Below are 19,330 nucleotides of genomic sequence, written 5' to 3'. Positions count from 1 at the left end.
ATAATCCATTACATCAACTAAACCTCCGTGCTTTGGCACGGAGGTTTAGTTTTCATTGTACAGGGAAATCTAAGCTGATTAACCTAGCTGCTGCGTACCATTGAACCACAAGGATTTGATCGACAAGGTATCCGAAATAGTAGTGGTCGGATCACCGTTTACGAGAATAAGATCAGCGCGCGCACCTTCGGTAATACGGCCGCGATCGTGAAGTCCGAAGCAGCGGGCCGGTTTGGAAGTAGCGGACTGAAGAGCTTCGATCGGAGTGAACCCGGCCTTCACCAGCAGCTGCATTTCGTGGTGGACACTGGCCCCATGAGCAAGGCCGCCAAGGTTCGGAACGGGAACCGGCGCGACATCCGTCCCTACCAGAATATCAACTCCGGCACGGTGAAGGTCCATCACATTCTTGAAGCTGTTCTCCATATTGCCCTGCGGGTACGTATTGAAGCTGGAGTTCAAAATATCGATCCAATCCGGACTTAATTTGGAATGAACACGCGGATCATTCGCCAATTCCGAGGCCGGATTTCCAATAATCGATGAATTCAACACCAAGCACGGTGTAACAAAAGCGCCTGAATCCGCTATGGATTTCACTAACTCGGACGTATACTCGGGTCTGTCGATAAACAAGTGACCCAAACCGTCGACTCCAAAATCGATAGCTTCTTGCGATGAACGAGCCGTCAAGACGTGGGCGATGACCAGCTTATCGAACTTGTGGGCTTCTGTCACGGCTGTTTTTAGAATCTCGTCGCTTAGTACAGGCAGGCCGGGTGCACCCATAACCGTTCCTTCTTCAATCATGATCTTAATATAGTCGGCTCCATTCTCCACTTGAGTGTGCACATGTTTAATCGCTTCTTCCACCGTCGTCACTTGCGGTATTTCTTCGTGATCGTGAGCGTAAGCGGCCAACATCGCCTCCCGGTCTTCCTCCGATAATTTCTCTAGTTCCTTTAATACGAATTCCGGTATTTCATCTCCATCCGGCAGTAATTCATCCGGGTGTCCGCCTGGAGCGGTGATCGCTGTGCCGGCAGAACGGACGTCTGCGACGTCATTCACATTTTTCAACTGAATTTCGCGCCCTCTTTTAGTAAAATCGCCGTTCATTTCGAGTTCGGTTGTAACGCCGAATTTTAAGGCATCTCGTAATCCGCCGATTGAGGTGTGGACATGTGCATCAATCAGACCAGGCAGTAGAGTCGCATTTTCTCCATCGATAAGTATTGCATCGGCCGGAAGATCTCCGCCCACTGAAATAATGGACTTCCCTTTAATGACAATATGTCTGGGCGCAATAATTTGCTCTCCATCAAAGATCCGTACATTTGTAATCGCCGTAACTTGTTCTAACGCAGCATTTTGAGCTACATTCTCCATTTGAATTCCTCCCAGGTGTTTGTCTTTCAACAATTCGGAGTATAACTGTTAGTTTTCTAACTGTCAACAAACTAATATTTATTTGACATGCCTATAGGATCACTGTATAGTTTAAATGCTTACAATTAGTTTTCTAACAATTACAGGGGGAGGGGGGACGGTCATGCAATCCCGAAAGGATACGCCTTATCTGGATTTGTTTCAGATTATCGGTCTTAAGTTAAAGAAAAGAGCCGACGAGAGTATAAAAGAGCTGGGGTTAAACGCTCAGCAAGGAAAAGTAATCGACTATATTTACGAGAACCAAGATAATCATCTTATTCAAAAGGACCTAGCAGATCGGTTTCATCTGCGTGGGGCCAGCATTACAAGCATGCTTCAAGGTCTGGAGCAAAAAGGGTTCATCGAGCGTAAAATCCCGGCCAATAATGAACGGCAAAAAAATATATATGTACTGCCCAAAGCGATTGAACTGATTGAAGACTTTCAAGACTCATTCCAAAAGGTGGAGGAGGAAATTGTTCAAGCCCTTACCGACGAGGAGAAGCAAGTCTTAAAGAAATTGTTGATCAAAATCAATGAACGCATATAAAGAAGACGATTTCCTATGAAATTATGGAGACATCTTCCAATGCGAACTGTGGCGCTCCGCGTAAATGAAGCGGAGCGCCTTTTGCGTTGCGGAAGGCTGCGAGCAAGCTGGCATATCCGTTTTGGAATCAGGCATGTTTTTAACTCATAAGCAGGGCGTGCTTAAACCGCCGTACGCTTTTCAGACTTGACGGCTTCCCGCTTACGCATTTACACTGACGATGATTTAAGGCAACTATTTTGTGACGATTGGAGTGAAGCGAGTGGAGCCGTTGATAAGCATTGTGATGCCAACGTATAATCGGGCGCAAATCATTTCCGGCGCGATCGAGTCCATCTTGCGCCAGTCTTACGCCAACTGGGAACTGATCGTCGTTGATGACCGAAGCACGGATCATACGGAAGAGACGATCCGCGAGTGGACACGCAAAGATGTGCGCATCCGCTATGTGTGCAATGAACGGGAAAAAGGACCGGGAGGCGCGAGAAACACGGGGATGCTGGCGGCGCAAGGCGAATATTTGGCGTTTCTTGATTCCGATGACGAATGGTATCCTCGCCATTTGACGGACAGCATGAGGACGCATGCGCAGACGAAAGCCGATATCAGCTTTGCGCTATGGTTGGAACGGCACGGGGATATTACCTCCTACAACTTCGACAATAAGGTTGAGCGGGATTTGCTGCATTCGATGCGAACAACGTTCGAAACATGGAATGACGGAGAAACGATTGTTTTCGAAAAAGGTTTGTTCGAGGCGTTTTTGTCGCATACGCGCAATTTTTTTCAGCTGAACACGATGGTATTCCGCCGGGAGCTGCTGGACGAAGTCGGCTTGATCAACGAACATTTTTATCTGGGGGAGGATACGACCTATCTGGTCCGCTTTTTCGACAAATACAGAATTGCGCTTCAAACCAAACCTCATTCCGTCTACCGAGAATCTCCCGACAGCCTCTACTTTTTCTGCGACCGCTGGCAGCTTGATCCCGATACGATTCATCTCAACGAGGATTTATATAAAAAAATCGAGGGACTTAGCTTCAAATCTATCAAGGTGCGTGAGCATATCCGGGATTTGGTCGCTCAGTCCGAGTCCTTCAGCAATAAAGCGAAACAACTCTCTTACATTGACATCGGCATCGCAAGCAAATATTATACGCTCAGCTATTTGAACCGTTATGACCGCAAAAAAGCGCTCCGTTATTGCCGCCGATCCCTTCGTTACAAAGTTTCGATTTTTAATCTGTTTTTGTTTGTTAAGCTGTTATTTTCAAGCAAGAGTGGAAATGTTTTTTTGCAAAGAGCTCTTAATATTTGGTAGATTTAACCAAAATAAGTTAATAAATAAAAGAATTTCCCCCTCTATTGGAAGATTATTACCCTATCGAAAGTAAACATTTAGCCCTACTATTAGGGTAGGTTACAAGAAAAAAAAGTAAATTTCGCTTCAATGCTTTAAACCATTGCCGCTACACTCGGTTACATGACATCTTTTTTCCTCTCCTTCGCAGCTTTCACTGTTTGTGTCATGAGCAGCTGCGATGTACAAACCACGTTTTGTTTTTTGTCTGAATTTTCAAACATCTAGATCCCTCACAATCGCGTAACCTGCTTAACTAGTATGACCTCATCCAACGGATGGGCGTACGCAAACAACAAGATCCCGCATAGGAAGAACCACTTGCCGGTCAACATGACTCCTCGCTATCGAACGAAGTTCCTCATTCAGCTTTTCCATGCATAAGCATGAGCTTGCTTACTCCGTATGACAGCCACACCGGCACCCGTTTGCCGCAGATTTTGTTTTTTTATAACGGCTGAATTGCTCCGGCCGGTTCTTTTTCGTTATAACAGAGAAATCGTGTAAGTGTGTTTGCGCTCTGAATTTCCGTAAAAGAATAGCCGGACAGCAACGTTCGTTGTAGAAATTAGTACGTTTTAATTTTTCCAAACTACAAACTACTCCATAAGGAGAGTGTACTCATGTTTAGAGAGATGCATAAGTCCAAAATTCACCGGGCTGTCGTAACAGAGGCCAATTTGAATTACGTAGGAAGCATCACCATCGATCAGGATATTTTGGATGCATCGAACATCCTGGAGAACGAAAAAGTACAAGTTGTCAATATAAATAACGGAGCCAGGCTGGAGACATATGTCATTACCGGACCTAGAGGCTCGGGTGTGGTTTGCTTGAACGGCGCCGCTGCCAGACTGGTGCAGCCGGGCGATCGCGTCATTATTATTTCTTACGCGATGATGGAGGAATCGGTAGCCCGCACGTATCGTCCGCATGTCGTCATAATGGACGATCATAATCGCATCGTAACGGAGGATTATCAAGAACTGCATTCCACCACGGTGTGATAAAAGACAGAACGGAGGGCTGCCGACTATGAGAACCATCCGTAATTTGTCCGGCGTATTGCTGGCGCGCAAGGAAAACGATGCGGGAATTTTATTCTGTGAAAGCGGTGGGGAGCGTTACTTGTCGTACGGCAAATTACATGCATCGGCCGGAAGGGCGCTCCATCTGCTGCGCGAGCAGGGCCTGGGTCCAGGCGACTTTGCCGTCATGCAGACGGAAGATAACGAACGGTTTATCCTTCTGTTCTGGGCTTGCGTGCTCGGCGGCATTGTCCCCGTACCTGTGACGGCGGCGCGTACGGACGAAGGACGCAAAAAGCTGATCCAGGTATTCAAACAGTTGGAAGCGCCTACATTGCTCTGCGATGAAGAACTGTGGCCGGGAATTCAAGGCTACGCTTTGAAGCACGGGGAGGCGGAGGCGCTTGCACAGCTGGAATCCGGCAGCGTGCCGATTGCGGAAGTGCTTGCGGCGGCCGCGGATGCCGGCCGTCCTGAAGCTGAGCCGTATGACGCAGCTGAGACGGACACCGCATTCATCCAGTTTACATCGGGCTCTACCGGAGACCCGAAGGGGGTCGTGCTGACGCACGGCAATCTTCTGTCGAACATGCGCGCCATTATCCATGGGGCGCAATCGACGGAGCGGGATTCTTCGCTAAGCTGGCTGCCACTGACGCATGATATGGGGCTCATCGGCTTTCATCTTACGCCGCTGTTTTGCGGCATGAATCAGCTGCACTTGCCGACCTCGACGTTTGTGCTTCATCCGATGAAATGGCTGGAACTTACGCATAAGCATCGGGTGACATGTCTCTCTTCGCCGAATTTCGGTTATGTGCATTTTCTGCAGCATTGGAAGCCCGAAGGAGCGGCGGCATGGGATTTGTCTTGCGTCAGGCTCATTTTTAACGGGGCCGAACCGATATCGGCCGCCCATTGCCGCGATTTTCTGGAGGCGATGAAGCCGTACGGCTTAAAGGAAAATTGCATTTTTCCGGTATACGGGCTTGCGGAAGCGAGTCTGGCCGTGACGTTTCCGGGAACGGATGATCACCTGAATACCGTTAAGCTTGATCGTCAATCGCTCGCTGTCGGACAGCCTGTACAAATGGCCGCCCACGGGGATCAGACCGCGATCGAGATTGTCGAGCTGGGTTTCCCCGTACAAGAATGCGAGGTGCGCATTTGCGACGAAGCGGGAAACCCTTCGGCAGCAGGCAGCACAGGCTTGATTCATATTAGAGGCCGCAACGTGACTAGCGGCTACTATAAGCGGCCCGATGTAAACAAGCAAACGATTTCCCCGGACGGCTGGCTGAATACGGGAGATTTGGGTTTCTTGCTGGAAGGGCGTTTATATGTGACCGGCCGAATGAAGGACGTCATTTTCGTCAACGGGCAAAATGTGTATCCGCATGACCTGGAGGCGTTGATCAGCGGCCTGAAAGGGGCCGAAATCGGGAAAACGGCGATTGCCGCCGTTCAGGATGCGACGACCAAACGGGATGCGATCGCAGTTTTTATTCAGCATCGCGGCAAGACCGGCGGTTTTGTACCGCTGATGTCCGAGGTGAAAAAGCTGCTGAACGGATCGGCCGGTCTGGACGTTGCTTTTGTCGTCCCCGTTCGGCGAATTCCGAAAACGACCTCCGGCAAAATTCAACGCTACGTGTTGGCGGAAGCGCTGCGCGAAGGCGAGTTTGCCGAAGCGCTTGCCGAGCTGACGGAGCTGGAAACGGCGGCCGCGCTTAAGCGGTGTGATGCCGAAAGCGGCGATGCCTTGTGCGGGGATGTCGGCTTGGAGCAGGCTACGAAGACGGAAGAGCGGATCATATCCATCTGGCGCGAGGTGTTGAAAAAGGATTACATAGGCCGGAAGGACGGCTTTCTCGAGCAAGGAGGCAATTCGCTCAAGGCGGCTTATGCAGCCGCCAGGCTGCAAGAGGCGTTTGGCGTCGAGCTTACGCTTACCGAACTGTTTTTGCATGATACGGTGAGTTCGCTGGCCGCTTTGCTGGAGCAAAAGGCGCAGGAAGGCGAAGGAACTGCCGCCGTCGTTGCGCCGCCGGTGGCCAAAGCGGAGGAACGGACGGTTTATCCGGCGACCTCGGCGCAAAAGCGGCTGTTCATTTTGGAAGAGCTGAATCCGGGGCTCCTTAACTACCATCTGCCTTTTACGGTCCAGGTGAAGGGCCCGCTCGATATCGAACGGTTCCGCTCGGCGTGGCGGGCGCTGATAGAGCGGCATCCGGCGCTGCGGACGTCCTTTTATAGGGAAGAAGACAATGTGATGCAGCGCATCGAGCAGGGGGTCGAGCCGCCGCTCGCCGTGGTTGACGGAAGCGGCTGGACGGCTGCCGAGCTCACGCTGCGGCAGCGGCGCTTCCTGCAGCCGTTTCGTCTGGAGCAAGCGCCGCTGCTGCGCATGGAGCTTGTGCGCCTGGAGCACGAGTCAAGCGTGCTGTTTCTGGATATGCATCATATCATTACGGACGGAACGTCGATGGGTATTTTGATGTCCGATCTTACGAGGTTTTACGAGGGGAACGCGCCGGAGCCGTTGTCCATTCATGGCGGAGATATGGCGCTATGGGAGGAAGCGGGACGAAGCGGCGGCTGGCTGGAGCGCCAGAAGCTTTACTGGCGCGAAATCTTTCGGGATGGCGTGCCGTCGCCGTCGCTTCCGTCCCCCCGTCCAAGGCCGCAGACGTCAAGCTATCGCGGGGCAATTGAGCGCTTCGAGCTGGAGCCGGAGCTGGCCGGATCGCTGCGGGCGTTGGCTAGACGCGAGGGCGTAACGTTATACACCGTCCTGCTTTCGATCTATTATGCGCTGCTTGCGAAATATACGGGCGAATCCGACATCGTTGTCGGCACGGCAGCCGCGAGACGAGTGCGGCCGGAGCTGCAAAGCGTAGTCGGGATGTTCGTCAACATGGTTCCGATCCGCCTGCGCGGGCAAAGCGGTTTGCGCTTCGATCAATGGCTGAAGCAGGTCAATGGGGAGGCGCTGGCGGCTATCGGTAACGGGGATGTGCCTTATGAAGAAATAGCCGAGCTGGCGAATGTGAAACGGGAATACGGGCGGAATCCGCTGTTTGATTCGGTGTTCACGCTGCAAAATATGGAGCTGCCCGAATGGCGGAGCAAGGATGTCGTTTATACGCCACAAACAATGGACAGCAGCTCGGCCAAGTTCGACCTGACTTGGGAGTGCGTGAATAACGGCGCAGGCATCGCATTTACGCTGGAGTATGCGCTGGATTTGTACGATGAGCGGGCCGCTGCGCAATTGGCCCGGCATTATGCAGCGCTGGCCCGGGCAATCGCCGCGCAGCCGCATACGGCGCTTGGCGAGCTTGATCCCGTCGATGCAGAGGAGCGGGAACGGCTGCTCCGGCTTGGCCGTTCATCCGCCGCGCCGCCGCAGGAGCTGTCGCTGCACAGGCTGTTTGAACGGCAAGTGATGGAGACACCGCAGCAGATTGCCGTTGAAATGGGCGAGCTGGCGTATACCTACAGCGAGCTGAACGAACGTGCCAACCGGTTCGCGCGCGCGCTTGCGCGGCGCGGCGTCGCACCGGGGGCGAAGGTGGCACTGCTGCTCTTGCGTTCGCCCGATATGATTGCGGCGATATTGGCTGTGCTGAAAGCGGGAGCCGTCTATGTGCCGATCGACCCGCAATATCCCGAAGAGCGGATATTGTTTATGCTGCAGGATACGGAAACGCAGGCGATCGTGACTGCGGCTGCAACGATGGAGATGGGCGCCCGGCTTGCCGGAGACAGCACAGATGTCATCGACATGGATGAACTCGATACGGGATGGGCCAGCGAGTACGGCCATGATCTGGACATCGACGGCTCAGCGGACGATCTCGCTTATATCATGTACACGTCCGGCTCGACGGGCAAGCCGAAAGGGATTATGACCTCGCATCGCAATGTGTCCCGGATTGCCCTCCAGACCGATTATGTAAGCATTTCGGAAAACGATGCGCTGCTGCAGCTTTCGAACTACGCCTTTGACGGTTCAACGTTCGATTTGTATGGAGCGCTGTTGAACGGCGCGAAGCTGACGCTGGTCGGCGAGGAAGAGGTTGCCGACGTTATGCGGCTGACCGAGCTGATTGAGGGCAGAGGCATTACCTTATTCTTTGTGACGACGGCGCTTTTCAATACGCTGGTCGATCATGGGCTGGAGTCGCTGCGCGGCCTGCGCCATATTTTATTTGGCGGAGAGCGGGCTTCCGTGCCGCATATCCGCAAAGCGCTACGCGCGCTTGGACCGGGCGTGCTGCTGCATGTCTACGGTCCTACGGAAACGACGGTGTTCGCAACCTGCTATCCGATCACGGAGATAGGGGACGGACAAGGAACGGCCACCGTGCCGATCGGCACGCCGATCGCGCGTTCGGAAACGCTGGTGCTGAATGAGCAGGGCCGATTGCAGCCGGACTGGGTGCCGGGCGAGCTGTGGATCTCGGGAGACGGTGTCGCATCCGGCTATGTGAATTTGCCGGAGCAGACCGCTTCGAAGTTCCGGCCGCATCCGTTCCGGGAAGGCGAAACCGTGTACGGAACCGGCGACCTGGTGCGCCGCTTACCTGACGGAAATTTGGAGTTTCTGGACCGGATCGACAGCCAGGTCAAGCTGCGGGGTTACCGGATTGAATTGGGTGAAATCGAAAGCAGACTGATGGATTGCGCGGGCGTCAAGGAAGCTTTTGTGGCGCTGATCGAGAATGACGGCGCGCCGTATTTATGCGCTTATATCGTTGCGGAGCAAACCGATGCGCAGACTAGCGTTCGGAGCCAACTGACAGGCAAGCTGCCGGCATTTATGATTCCCAGCGCGCTTGTACAGTTGGAGAAACTGCCGCTGAACGCGAGCGGCAAGGTGGACAAAAAACGTCTACCTGCGCCGGAACGCGCGGTCTCCTATGAAGCGCCCTCCACAGAAACGGAGATCATTGTCGCAGAATTGTGGCAAGAAGTGCTTCATACGGGGCAGGTTGGCGCGCTTGACCACTTCTTTGAGCATGGCGGCCATTCCCTGAAGGCGGCCGCATTGACCTCGGCAATCTACAAGCATTGCCGGGTGCGCATGCCGCTTCAGGAAATTTTCAAGCTGCCGACGGTTAGAGAGCAGGCAGCCTGGATCGACAGGGCTGCTAAGGAAGCGTACGAACCTGTTACGGACGCGCCCAAAGCCGCATCCTATCCGCTGAGCCCGCCGCAACGGCGCATGTTTTTGGCGGAAAGCATGGCTGATATCGGACTAACCTACCATATTCCGCTTGCGCTCAAACTGTCGGGTGCGGTGGGTGAGACCAGAATCGGGCCAGCGCTTCAGAAGTTGATCGAACGGCATGAGCCGCTGCGGACCTCCTATCATTGGATCGACGGCGTTCCGGCCCAGATCGTGCACGATTCGGCCGCCTTTGCTCTGCAAACGGCGGAGCTCGCGGAGACGACGCTTCCGGAATGCTTGAGCGAGTTTTACCGGCCGCTCGAGCTTGCCGCAGCGCCGCTGCTCGCCGCATGTTATTGCCGGCCCGAATCGGAAGGAGCGGAGGCCTATCTGCTGCTCAACATCCACCATATCGCGGCGGACGGCATATCCGTCAAGCTGCTCTTGGAGGAGTTGACCGCATTGATCGACGGCGCGGAACTTGCGCCTTTGGCTCTGCATTACAAAGATTATGCCGTTTGGCAGGAGCGACAGTCCGGCTCGGAGCGGGCAAGGGCAAGCCGAGCGTTTTGGACGGAGCAGCTTGCAGAGCCTGCGGCGCCGCTCGATATGCCGCTGGATCGGCCGCGCGGCGACCGTCAGACATTTGCGGGCGACACGTATACCTTCCACATTCCGGCGGCGCTCGCCGCACGGCTGAAAGAGACGGCCGCAAGCGCCGGAGCGAGCATGAACAGCCTGCTTTTTGCGGCTTACGCGCTGTTGCTCAAGGGAACGACGCTTCAGTCGGAATTTGCAATCGGTTCTTTGGCGGCAGGCCGGACGCATCCGGACACCGCCCGGATGATCGGCATGTTCAATCAGTTTCTGCCGATTCGGATGCGGGTGGCGGACGAGCTGCCGATCCTGGCGTTTGTCCGTGAGACCCATCGGCGTTTGCTTGCCGCATACGAGCATGGTGATGTCAGCTTCGAGCACATGATGGAAGCGGCCCGGTATCCGCATGACCCGTCGCGAAACCCGCTGTTTGATACGATGCTGATCGTTCACAACCAGTTTGAAGACGAGAAGCTGGCGGCGCGCGGCGACGGCTGGAGCATGGAGCCTTTGCCCGTCAGCCACGGAACGTCCAAGCTGGACTTCAAGCTTGATCTGTACAGCGATGGCGAAGGCGGTCTGCGGGCGGAGCTGGAGTATAATACGGGATTGTTTTATAAAGTCACGATGGAGCGGTTGGCGGATCGGCTGCTTTACATTTTGGAGCAAACGGCCGCCAGCCCCGACCTGATCTGTGGCGACGTCGTTATGGCGACGCCTGCCGAAGAAGCCGCCTTTGCGGCATGGAATGATACGGGACATTCGTACCCGGCGGAGAAGACGATTCACGGATGGTTCGCCGAGTCCGCCCGGCGGTGGCCGGACTACACGGCGGTGCGGTCGGCCGAAGGCTCGCTGACGTACGGAGAGCTGAATGACCGCGCCGAACGCATGGCTGCCGTGCTAAGAGACAAGGGCGTTGCGGTCGAAACGATTGTACCGATTGCCGCTCAGCGTTCCTTGTCCATGATGATTGCGATCATGGCGGTGCTCAAGGCGGGAGGTGCCTATTTGCCGATTGACCCGGAGCATCCGCCTGAGCGGATCCGCGGAATTCTGGAGGATAGCGGGGCCAAGCTGCTTCTGGCGGGGGCCAAATGGATTCATACGCTCCCGGCTTTCCAGGGAGAAACGCTCGATCTGGACGCGCTTGCGGCTACCGCCGCATCGGAGCTGCCGAAGGGCGAAGAAGAGACGGACCTGTCGCCTCAAGCGGGTCCCGAGCATCTGGCGTATGTCATTTATACGTCAGGCTCCACCGGTAAACCCAAAGGCGTGATGGTGGAGCACCGCGCGGCGATCAACCGGCTGAACTGGATGCAGACGGCTTATCCGCTGAATGAGCGCGACGTTATTTTACAAAAAACGCCGATTACGTTCGACGTTTCCGTATGGGAGCTGTTCTGGTGGAGCTTTGCCGGCGCTTCGCTTTATTTGCTGGAGCCCGGCGGGGAGAAGGAGCCGTCGGTCATGCTGCGCGCGATTAAGGAGCAGGCGGTGACGGTTATGCATTTTGTGCCGTCTATGCTGGGCGTCTTCTTGCCCTATGCGGCGGACAGCGGCAGAGCCGGCGAGCTTTGTTCCTTGCGATACGTATTTGCGAGCGGCGAAGCGCTCAAGCCCGCGCATGTCGCAGGTTTTTACAGCCTGATGAAGCGCGGCTGCGGCCAATCCCGGCTCATTAATTTGTACGGCCCGACGGAAGCGACGGTCGATGTCAGCTATTACGATTGTCTGGACGCCGGTGCGGGTACGATTCCGATCGGCAAGCCAATCCATAACATCCGGCTCCACATTGTGGACGAGCGGATGAGACCGCAACCGATCGGCGTGTCCGGCGAGCTGTGCATCGCGGGTGCCGGTCTTGCACGCGGATATCGCAACAGGCCGGATTTAACGGAGCAAAGCTTTGTTCCGAATCCGTTTGCCGCAGGAGAGAAGCTGTACCGTACCGGGGACCTTGCAAGGTGGCTGCCGGACGGCAATATTGAATATTTGGGACGCTTTGACCATCAGGTCAAACTGCGCGGTCTCCGCATCGAATGCGGCGAGATCGAGCACGCGCTGCTCTTGCAGACGGAAGTTCGCGATGCCGTGGTGACGGCGGTGACGGACCATGCGGGAGAGCCGGCGCTTTGCGCGTATCTCGTGACAGCGGACGGGGAGATGCCGGAGGAAGCGAGCCTTCGGGCCGCACTTAAGGAACTGCTGCCCGAGTATATGATTCCTTCGTATTTTGTTGCTATGGAAGCTTTTCCGCTAAGTCCGAGCGGCAAAGCCGACCGCAGCCGCCTGCCGCAGCCCCGGTTCGCTGAACCGTCGGCTTGCGGCGAGGCGCCGGCTACGCCGACGGAGCAGCGGCTGGCCGAGCTTTGGCGGGAGGTGCTCGGTCTGGCCTCCGACGAGCCGAACGACCCGGCGACGATCGGGAGAGAAGCCCATTTCTTTCAATTGGGCGGCCATTCCTTGCGCGCCGCGCAGCTTGCGGGCTTGATCGAGCAGAGTTATGGAGCGGCGTTTGCGATGAAGGATGTGTTCGACGCTCCCCTGCTGCGGGACATGGCGGCCCGCATCGACCACGCGGTCCCCAAGCGGGCCGCGGTTATTGCCCCGGTGGAAAGCCGGCCGTTCTACCCGTTGTCGCTCGCGCAGAACAGGCTGTTTGTGCTGCAGCAGCTTTATCCCGATAGCACGGCCTACAATCTCCCGCTCGCTCTGAACCTGACGGGCAAGCTAGATCCGGACAGGCTTCGCCAGGCGATTCAAGGGTTGATTGACCGCCATGAACCGCTGCGCACCAGCTTTGACTGGGCAGACGGCAAGCCGATACAGCGTGTCCATGAGAGGGTTACGTTTGAACTCGCCGTACATGCCTTGATGGATGCGGCGGACTTGAATACATTTGCGCGCTCGGTCGTCCGCCCGTTCGATTTGCGAAAGGCTCCGTTAATTCGGGCGTTTCTCGCGACGGACGGCGAAAGTCGGCATACGCTGCTGCTGGACATTCACCACATCGTCGCCGACGGCGTGTCCATGAATGTGATGGCGCGCGATTTTGAGCAACTGTATCGCGGCGGCTCCTTGCAACCGCTGCCCATTCACTACAAGGATGCCGCCGTTTGGCAGCAGGAGTGGATGGCTTCGGAGGCGAGAGAGCAGCAAGAGCAATATTGGGCATTCCGGCTAGCGGGCACGCTTCCTGTGCTGCAACTGCCGACCGATTATCCTCGTCCGCCTGAACAAAGCTTCGAAGGCGCCAAGCTTGCGCTGCCGATTCCGGCGGAGCTTGCCGAGGGGATCGGAGCGGCGGCGGAGCAATGGGGCGTTACGCCATTCCATCTCTGGCTTGCCGCCTACCATACGTTATTGCATCTGATGACGGGGCAAGACGATCTTATTGTCGGCACGCCGATCGCCGGCCGCTTCCATCCCGCAACCGAGCCTCTGGTCGGCATGTTTGTCAATACGCTGCCGATTCGCAGCAGGCCATCCGGCGAACTGCCGTTCAGAGCGTTCGCCGAGCAGCTCAAAGAAACTGCGCTTTCGGCACTGGGCAACGGCTTGCTCCCGTTTGAGCATATGGTGACGATGCTGGATGTGCCGCGCGACCTGAGCCGCAATCCGCTGTTTGACACGATGTTTGTCATGCAGCATATGGAGGCCGGACAGGCGGCGGCGGATGCCTTGCAATTCGAGGCGCAAGTGCCGGACAATCGCGTATCGAAGCTGGACTTGACGTTTGAGATTGCGGATCAGGGTACAAAAGGCGCAGCCTTGACGATCGAATATGCGACGGCGCTATTTAAAGAAGACAGCATACACAGAATGGCGGAATGGTATTTCCGTATTGTCGGCCTTGCACTGGCCGAACCGGAGCGGCCGCTTGGAGGAATCGGGCTGCAGGGCGCCGCGGCAGCGGAGAAGCAGAGCGAAGCGTTCAATCGTACGGCCGCGCCGTATGCAAGCGGCGACACGGTAGAAGTTTACCTTGAAAGACAAGCGGCGGAAACGCCTCAGGCCGTTGCGGTTGCTGCGGAGGACGGGGCATTGACGTATGCGGAATTGAACCGGAGATCGAACCGGCTGGCGCAGGCGCTCAGAAAGCAAGGCGTCAAGCGCGAGGAACGCGTGGCCGTCGTGATGGAACGCAGCCTGGAGATGATGATTGCAATCTTTGGCGTGCTGAAGGCGGGCGGAGCTTATGTGCCTGTTGCGCCGGGCTTGCCGCCGGAGCGAATCCGCTACATGCTGGAAAATTCCGGAGCCAAGCTTGTTTTGACGAAGGGCAAAGCCCCGGAAGGGCTGGAGACGTTCCTGCCATTTATGGACGTTCATGAGGCACTGGCGCAGGAGCGGGACGACCTCCCTGTGGAGAAGGTGCATGATTCACGTTCGCTTGCTTATGTGCTGTACACTTCGGGATCGACCGGACAGCCCAAAGGGGTTATGATCGAGCATCATTCCGTCGTCAACCGGATCGGCTGGATGCAGAAGCAGTACGGACTGGACGCAAGCGGAGTCATTTTGCAGAAAACGCCGATTACCTTCGACGTATCGGTCTGGGAGCTGTTTTGGTGGAGCTTTGCGGGAGCCAAGCTGGTCCTGCTGCCTCCGGGTGGCGAAAAGGACCCCTCGCTTATGATGGATACGATAGCGCGGCATGGCGTAACGACGATGCATTTTGTGCCGTCCATGCTGCACCTGTTCCTGGAGCATCCCGGCTTACTGCGCGGCGAGGCCAGGCTGGAGAGCCTGAGTCATGTGTTCGCCAGCGGCGAAGCGTTGACCGCGGATCAGGTGCGGCGGTTCCGCGAGCGGATCGGAGTTCCGTTCGATGCCAGGCTTGTGAACTTGTACGGCCCGACCGAGGCCACGGTTGACGTTTCCTATTACGATTGCTCTGACGGCGATATTCCGATCCAAGTGCCGATTGGTAAGCCGATCGACAACATCTCGCTTTATATCGTGAGCGAAGCGATGAAGCTTCAGCCTGTCGGCATTGCCGGGGAATTGTGCATATCCGGCGCGGGCCTGGCGCGGGGTTATATCAACCGGCCCGATTTGACGGAAGAAAAGTTTGTCGATAATCCGTTTGCGGCGGGCAGTCTGATGTATCGGACAGGAGACCTTGCCAAATGGCTGCCTGACGGAACGATCGAATATTTGGGTCGAATCGACCATCAAGTAAAAATAAGGGGCCAGCGCATCGAATGCGGGGAAATCGAGCATGTACTGCTCGGTCATCCGTCGGTTTCGGAAGCGGTGGTCATGAAGCGGGAAGCTGCAAGCGGAAGCGAATATTTATGCGCGTACATCGTTTGCTCCGAACCTGCGGACCATCAGGAACTTCGGGAGTTTGCAGCGCTGCGCCTGCCGGATTATATGGTTCCGCAGGCCGTGGTGGAACTGCCGGCCATGCCCCTGTCTCCAAACGGCAAAATCGACCGGAAGGCGCTGCCGGAGCCGGAGCTTGCGGCGGATAGCGGCACTCCGTTTGTCGAAGCGGCAAGCGATATCGAACTGGCGATTGCCGCCGTATGGCGCGAAATCCTGCAAAGGGACGACTTCGGCATCCACCATCGTTTCTTCGATGTTGGGGGAGAATCGCTGCTGCTGGTGCGGGCGCATCAACGGCTGGAGGAGTTGTATCCCGGCGCTCTCGGCGTAACGGATTTGTTCACCTATCCGACGATCGCATCGCTTGCGGCTTATCTGGAGTCGAGAAATCGCGAGCTCATGAGCTGGAGCTGGAGCGGCCTGCCTGTGGCAGACGACTGCGTCAGCAGCGGTTATACCGCGGAACGTACCGGCAGTGTTCAGTTCCAACTGGACCGGACGGTTGCGGAAGGGCTTGCGGAACTTGCGGCATCCCGCTCAGTGACTTTGGAAGCCGCGGCTTTTGCCGTCTATCTGTACTTCTGGCGCGGCGAGTCCGGCATGGGCCGGCTTGTGCTTCCGGCAATGACGGACAACGGGCTGATTGCCCCGAAGGAAATCGACTTTGCGGAGGTGCGCGATTTCGATACGCTGCTGCGGCATGCCGCCAAGAGGGCGAGCGCGGGAGAATGTTATACCGCGCGGCAAATCAGAAGGCAGCCGCAAGCCGAAGCCGGATTTGCCTTGTTCCCGTTATTTGCGGGAGCAGCGCAGCACGGGTTCAAGGAGCGGGAGGCGCTGCTGGAACGATTCGATGTTGTGCTGTACATGGATGGCGCCGCCGCACCAAGCGGGGCGGAAGGGCCAGAGCTTGGCGGGGTATGGACGTACAACGCCCGGCGCCTCGGCAAGGAGGCGGTACTGGATTGGGCTTCCGCTTATCAGGAGCTGCTGTTGAGTGTGGTCGAGCAATATCGCGCCGCTACAGGCAGCACCGTCTCGGGGGCGTAGCATGGGCCAAGCCTTGGTTGGTGCCTGACCCTGAGAATACGTACTGACAGAGGTTGTTTAAAAAGTCCCCCCTTTAATCACGAAGCTATTCTGGAAGCTTATTCGACATCGAATCTTGAATTCAGCCGGGCCTGAGCGGATGCTTTCGAAGCCATGTTTCCTACGGAAACGTGTAGCTCCGCTCCTCAGTCCCTGGCTTCATCCAACTGAAGCGTTTTGTAAAAACGCACATCGGAAGCATAAGCTTCGGTGCTGAAAGTCTGACTTTTTAAACACGTACTGACAGAAGAAGAAAGGAGCTTTCCTGTGAAAAAAGTGTTGGCCATGATAGGGAATATCGCGCTGTATCTCGGGGTCTTTTATGCGCTTCTCTATCTGCTTCGCTCTACTTACAATTACGAAGTGACGCTGTCCTTCGCCAAGTTTCTGGATCGCAACCCGGCCATGTTTATGGTCGTTCTGTTCACGCTCATTACGCTCGTGTACATGCTCATCTTTCGTATCAAAGGATGGATTTGGCCCCATGCGGAAAAAAATCTGTTCCGCGCGTCGGGCTTCAAACGGCTGAGCGCCTCGCGCGTCTTGTTGATGATCGGCCTGGGTCTTGCCGGAAGCTTGTTCAGCATCGGCCTTATCGTCATTGACGATATTGCGCGGCAATTTCCGTCCATTCCGGGGCTGGTCGACGATATGATCAGGGGGGATTCGATCTGGTACGTCATTCTGGGCGCCGGTTTGATCGGCCCGGCATTTGAAGAAATATTGTTCAGGGGCCTCATTTTCAGAGAGCTTCGCAGGGTTATGCCGGTATATGCGGCCTTGCTGCTGCAAGCCGCGGCTTACGCCTACTTCCAGCCGAGTGCGGCGCTTTCGGTCATCAGCATCGGTTCGGGCCTGATTTACGGGTCGCTGTATTTGCGCACCGGATCGCTGTGGGCGCCTATTCTGGTACAAAATACCGCCATGGGCACAATCTTTCTATTTAAATACATCGGGTTCTACGAATGGTTTGACAAGCTGGGCGATGTTTCGCTGTATATCATTACAGCACTCTGTCTGGCTGCGTTGATTGGAGGTTCCGTCTATGTCTGGCGGACCTCCGGCAACGGCGGTATCGGCGCACGCGCCGGACAAGCGCTGACGGCTGACGCGCCGTCGGCAGCACAAAAGGGGGTCTGACCGCATGAAGGCGTGGGGAACGATGTTGGCTCGCGTGGCCGTTGTTATCGGCCTGTATTTTGCATGGTTTTTTACCGTGACGACATTATTTTTCGATTATGTATACCCAAGGAGCACGTGGTTTGCACAGAACACGGTAACCGTCATTATTTTGAACGATATGGTGGGTTTGCCGCTCATGCTGCTGGCCTGGAGGTTTATATTCAAAGAAAATCTGTTTAAAGCGGCCCAATTCCGCGTGATGGGCGGCAAATCGGTGGCGATCGCTTTATGGATCGGGCTTGGAGCCGGCCTGTTTACGGTCGCTTTCTCCCGGCTTCCCGTCATTGCATCGGACAAGTACCGGTTCAACGAATTGTTTGATTACCTGAACCGCGCGGAATGGTATGTATTTCTGGTTTTCCTGATTCTCGGAAATATTTACAAGGAGACGTTGTTCAGAGGCATTCTGATGAATGAGTTCAGACGCGTGCTCCCGGTTTGGATCGCAATTGTGATTCAGGGCGTGTTGTACGGGGCGTTGTTCTTTTTGGGAGACATTCCGCTATCACTGTACGGTTTTCTTGGCGCGGTTATTTTTGCGCTCTTGTATGTCTGGTTTAAATCCATCTGGGCGCCGATTACCGCGCAAGTCGCCTGTCAGGGCAGCCAATACCTGCTTTGGCATTACGGGCCGAAGACGACGGATATCACCGTCATGTCCATCATGATGGCTGTGGCGGCCACCATGATTGGGGTTGGCATATTCCTTGCGGTCAAGCATCGTTCTTCGGTCTCCGCGCCGCTATCTTCCAAGGCGGTGACGTCGGCGTGAGGGGATTGCGAATAGCGGGAAGTACCGTCTTGTACTTGGTCATTTATGCGGCCATTGTGATGCTTGTCAATCAAGCGCTCTACAACTGGGTCGGCGATCCCGGACTGAAAGAATGGATCGCCGGCAATTCCGGCATTGTGCTGATTGTATCCAATATCATCGTGCTTGCCGTCTATCTTCCGCTATTGCGCTGGCAAAAAATTTCGCTTAGGGATTTGGGGTTTGTTCCTGCGCGCGGCGGTTCGTTGCTGTTGTCCGCAGGGACGGGCGTCTGGCTCGGCTTGTTTATCGCCACGTTTACCCGTCTTCCGTGGATAAAAGCGACGTTTCCGGCCATTTCGGATCTGGTCGCTTTTGTCGCCGGCGGCAGCCTGATCATTTTTGTACTCGGCAGCTTGCTGCTGGGGTCTTTGCTGGAGGAATGGTTGTTCAGAGGAATGCTGTTCCATACGCTGCGTCAACGTCTTTCGGTTCCGTGGACGGTTCTGCTCCAGGCCGTATTGTTCGGCGCGGTATTTATGAACGTGACGGTTGGCGCATTTGCGGCGCTGGGCGCGATCGTATACGGCGCCGTTCGCGCCGGCTCGCGTTCGCTTTGGGGGTCGCTTGCGGCTCATGTGTTCAGCACAGGCACCTTGTATATCGTGCTGCAATGGGCGGGCGATTGGCAGTCCGGCACGGTTGGATTATTAGCCCTGATCAGCGGACTCGGCATCGCGGCGCATGTGTTGCTGCTGCTGCGCGGGAGCGGCGGAAGGGTGGAAAAAGGACGGGCCGTCAGCGATTCCATTACTAGCTAGGGGGG

At 55.7% G+C, this 19,330-nt stretch carries 8 protein-coding genes; 7 read left to right on the top strand and 1 reads right to left on the bottom strand.

The features are described 5' to 3' along the window. Nucleotides 1-78: 78 nt before the first annotated feature. The gene (locus PCH01S_RS02030; RefSeq protein WP_042226391.1) at nt 79-1,389 is read right to left on the bottom strand and encodes an amidohydrolase family protein; all 1,311 of its coding nucleotides are present in this window, start codon (nt 1,387-1,389) and stop codon (nt 79-81) included. Between the two features lie 163 nt (nt 1,390-1,552). On the opposite strand from PCH01S_RS02030, the gene PCH01S_RS02025 reads away from it, so the two are divergent. The 7 genes from PCH01S_RS02025 (at nt 1,553) to PCH01S_RS01995 (ending at nt 19,325) form a co-directional block, all read left to right on the top strand. Next, on the top strand, nt 1,553-1,981 hold the full coding sequence (locus tag PCH01S_RS02025) for a MarR family winged helix-turn-helix transcriptional regulator (RefSeq protein ID WP_042226389.1): 429 nt from the start codon (nt 1,553-1,555) through the stop codon (nt 1,979-1,981). Nucleotides 1,982-2,243: 262 nt separating this feature from the next. Next, a complete protein-coding gene (locus PCH01S_RS02020; protein ID WP_042226387.1) occupies nt 2,244-3,305 on the top strand; it encodes a glycosyltransferase family 2 protein in 1,062 nt (353 codons plus the stop codon). Nucleotides 3,306-3,967: 662 nt separating this feature from the next. Then, on the top strand, nt 3,968-4,351 hold the full coding sequence (panD, locus tag PCH01S_RS02015) for an aspartate 1-decarboxylase (protein WP_042226385.1): 384 nt from the start codon (nt 3,968-3,970) through the stop codon (nt 4,349-4,351). A 28-nt stretch (nt 4,352-4,379) separates the two neighbouring features. Beyond that, nucleotides 4,380-16,532: a non-ribosomal peptide synthetase gene (locus PCH01S_RS02010; protein WP_042226382.1), complete on the top strand. Its 12,153-nt coding sequence runs from the start codon at nt 4,380-4,382 to the stop codon at nt 16,530-16,532. Nucleotides 16,533-16,838: 306 nt separating this feature from the next. After that, a complete protein-coding gene (locus tag PCH01S_RS02005) occupies nt 16,839-17,711 on the top strand; it encodes a CPBP family intramembrane glutamic endopeptidase (protein ID WP_042226380.1) in 873 nt (290 codons plus the stop codon). A gap of 4 nt (nt 17,712-17,715) precedes the next feature. Further along, nucleotides 17,716-18,525 (top strand): CPBP family intramembrane glutamic endopeptidase, encoded by an 810-nt coding sequence (locus tag PCH01S_RS02000; protein WP_042226377.1) that lies wholly within the window; start codon nt 17,716-17,718, stop codon nt 18,523-18,525. 29 nt (nt 18,526-18,554) lie between these two features. Beyond that, nucleotides 18,555-19,325 (top strand): CPBP family intramembrane glutamic endopeptidase, encoded by a 771-nt coding sequence (locus tag PCH01S_RS01995; RefSeq protein ID WP_241688680.1) that lies wholly within the window; start codon nt 18,555-18,557, stop codon nt 19,323-19,325. The last annotated feature ends 5 nt before the right edge of the window (nt 19,326-19,330 follow it).

Source organism: Paenibacillus chitinolyticus NBRC 15660, from assembly GCF_000739915.1.
Taxonomy (GTDB): Bacteria; Bacillota; Bacilli; order Paenibacillales; family NBRC-103111; genus Paenibacillus_F; species Paenibacillus_F chitinolyticus.
This window is presented reverse-complemented; position numbering and strand designations above follow the sequence as displayed.

What these genes read in the sequence shown, in the direction of transcription:
- PCH01S_RS02010 (WP_042226382.1), top strand. Translation starts at nt 4,380, where the DNA reads ATGAGAACCATCCGTAATTTGTCCGGCGTATTGCTGGCGCGCAAGGAA.
- panD (WP_042226385.1), top strand. Translation starts at nt 3,968, where the DNA reads ATGTTTAGAGAGATGCATAAGTCCAAAATTCACCGGGCTGTCGTAACA.
- PCH01S_RS02000 (WP_042226377.1), top strand. Translation starts at nt 17,716, where the DNA reads ATGAAGGCGTGGGGAACGATGTTGGCTCGCGTGGCCGTTGTTATCGGC.
- PCH01S_RS02030 (WP_042226391.1), bottom strand. Translation starts at nt 1,389, where the DNA reads ATGGAGAATGTAGCTCAAAATGCTGCGTTAGAACAAGTTACGGCGATT.
- PCH01S_RS02025 (WP_042226389.1), top strand. Translation starts at nt 1,553, where the DNA reads ATGCAATCCCGAAAGGATACGCCTTATCTGGATTTGTTTCAGATTATC.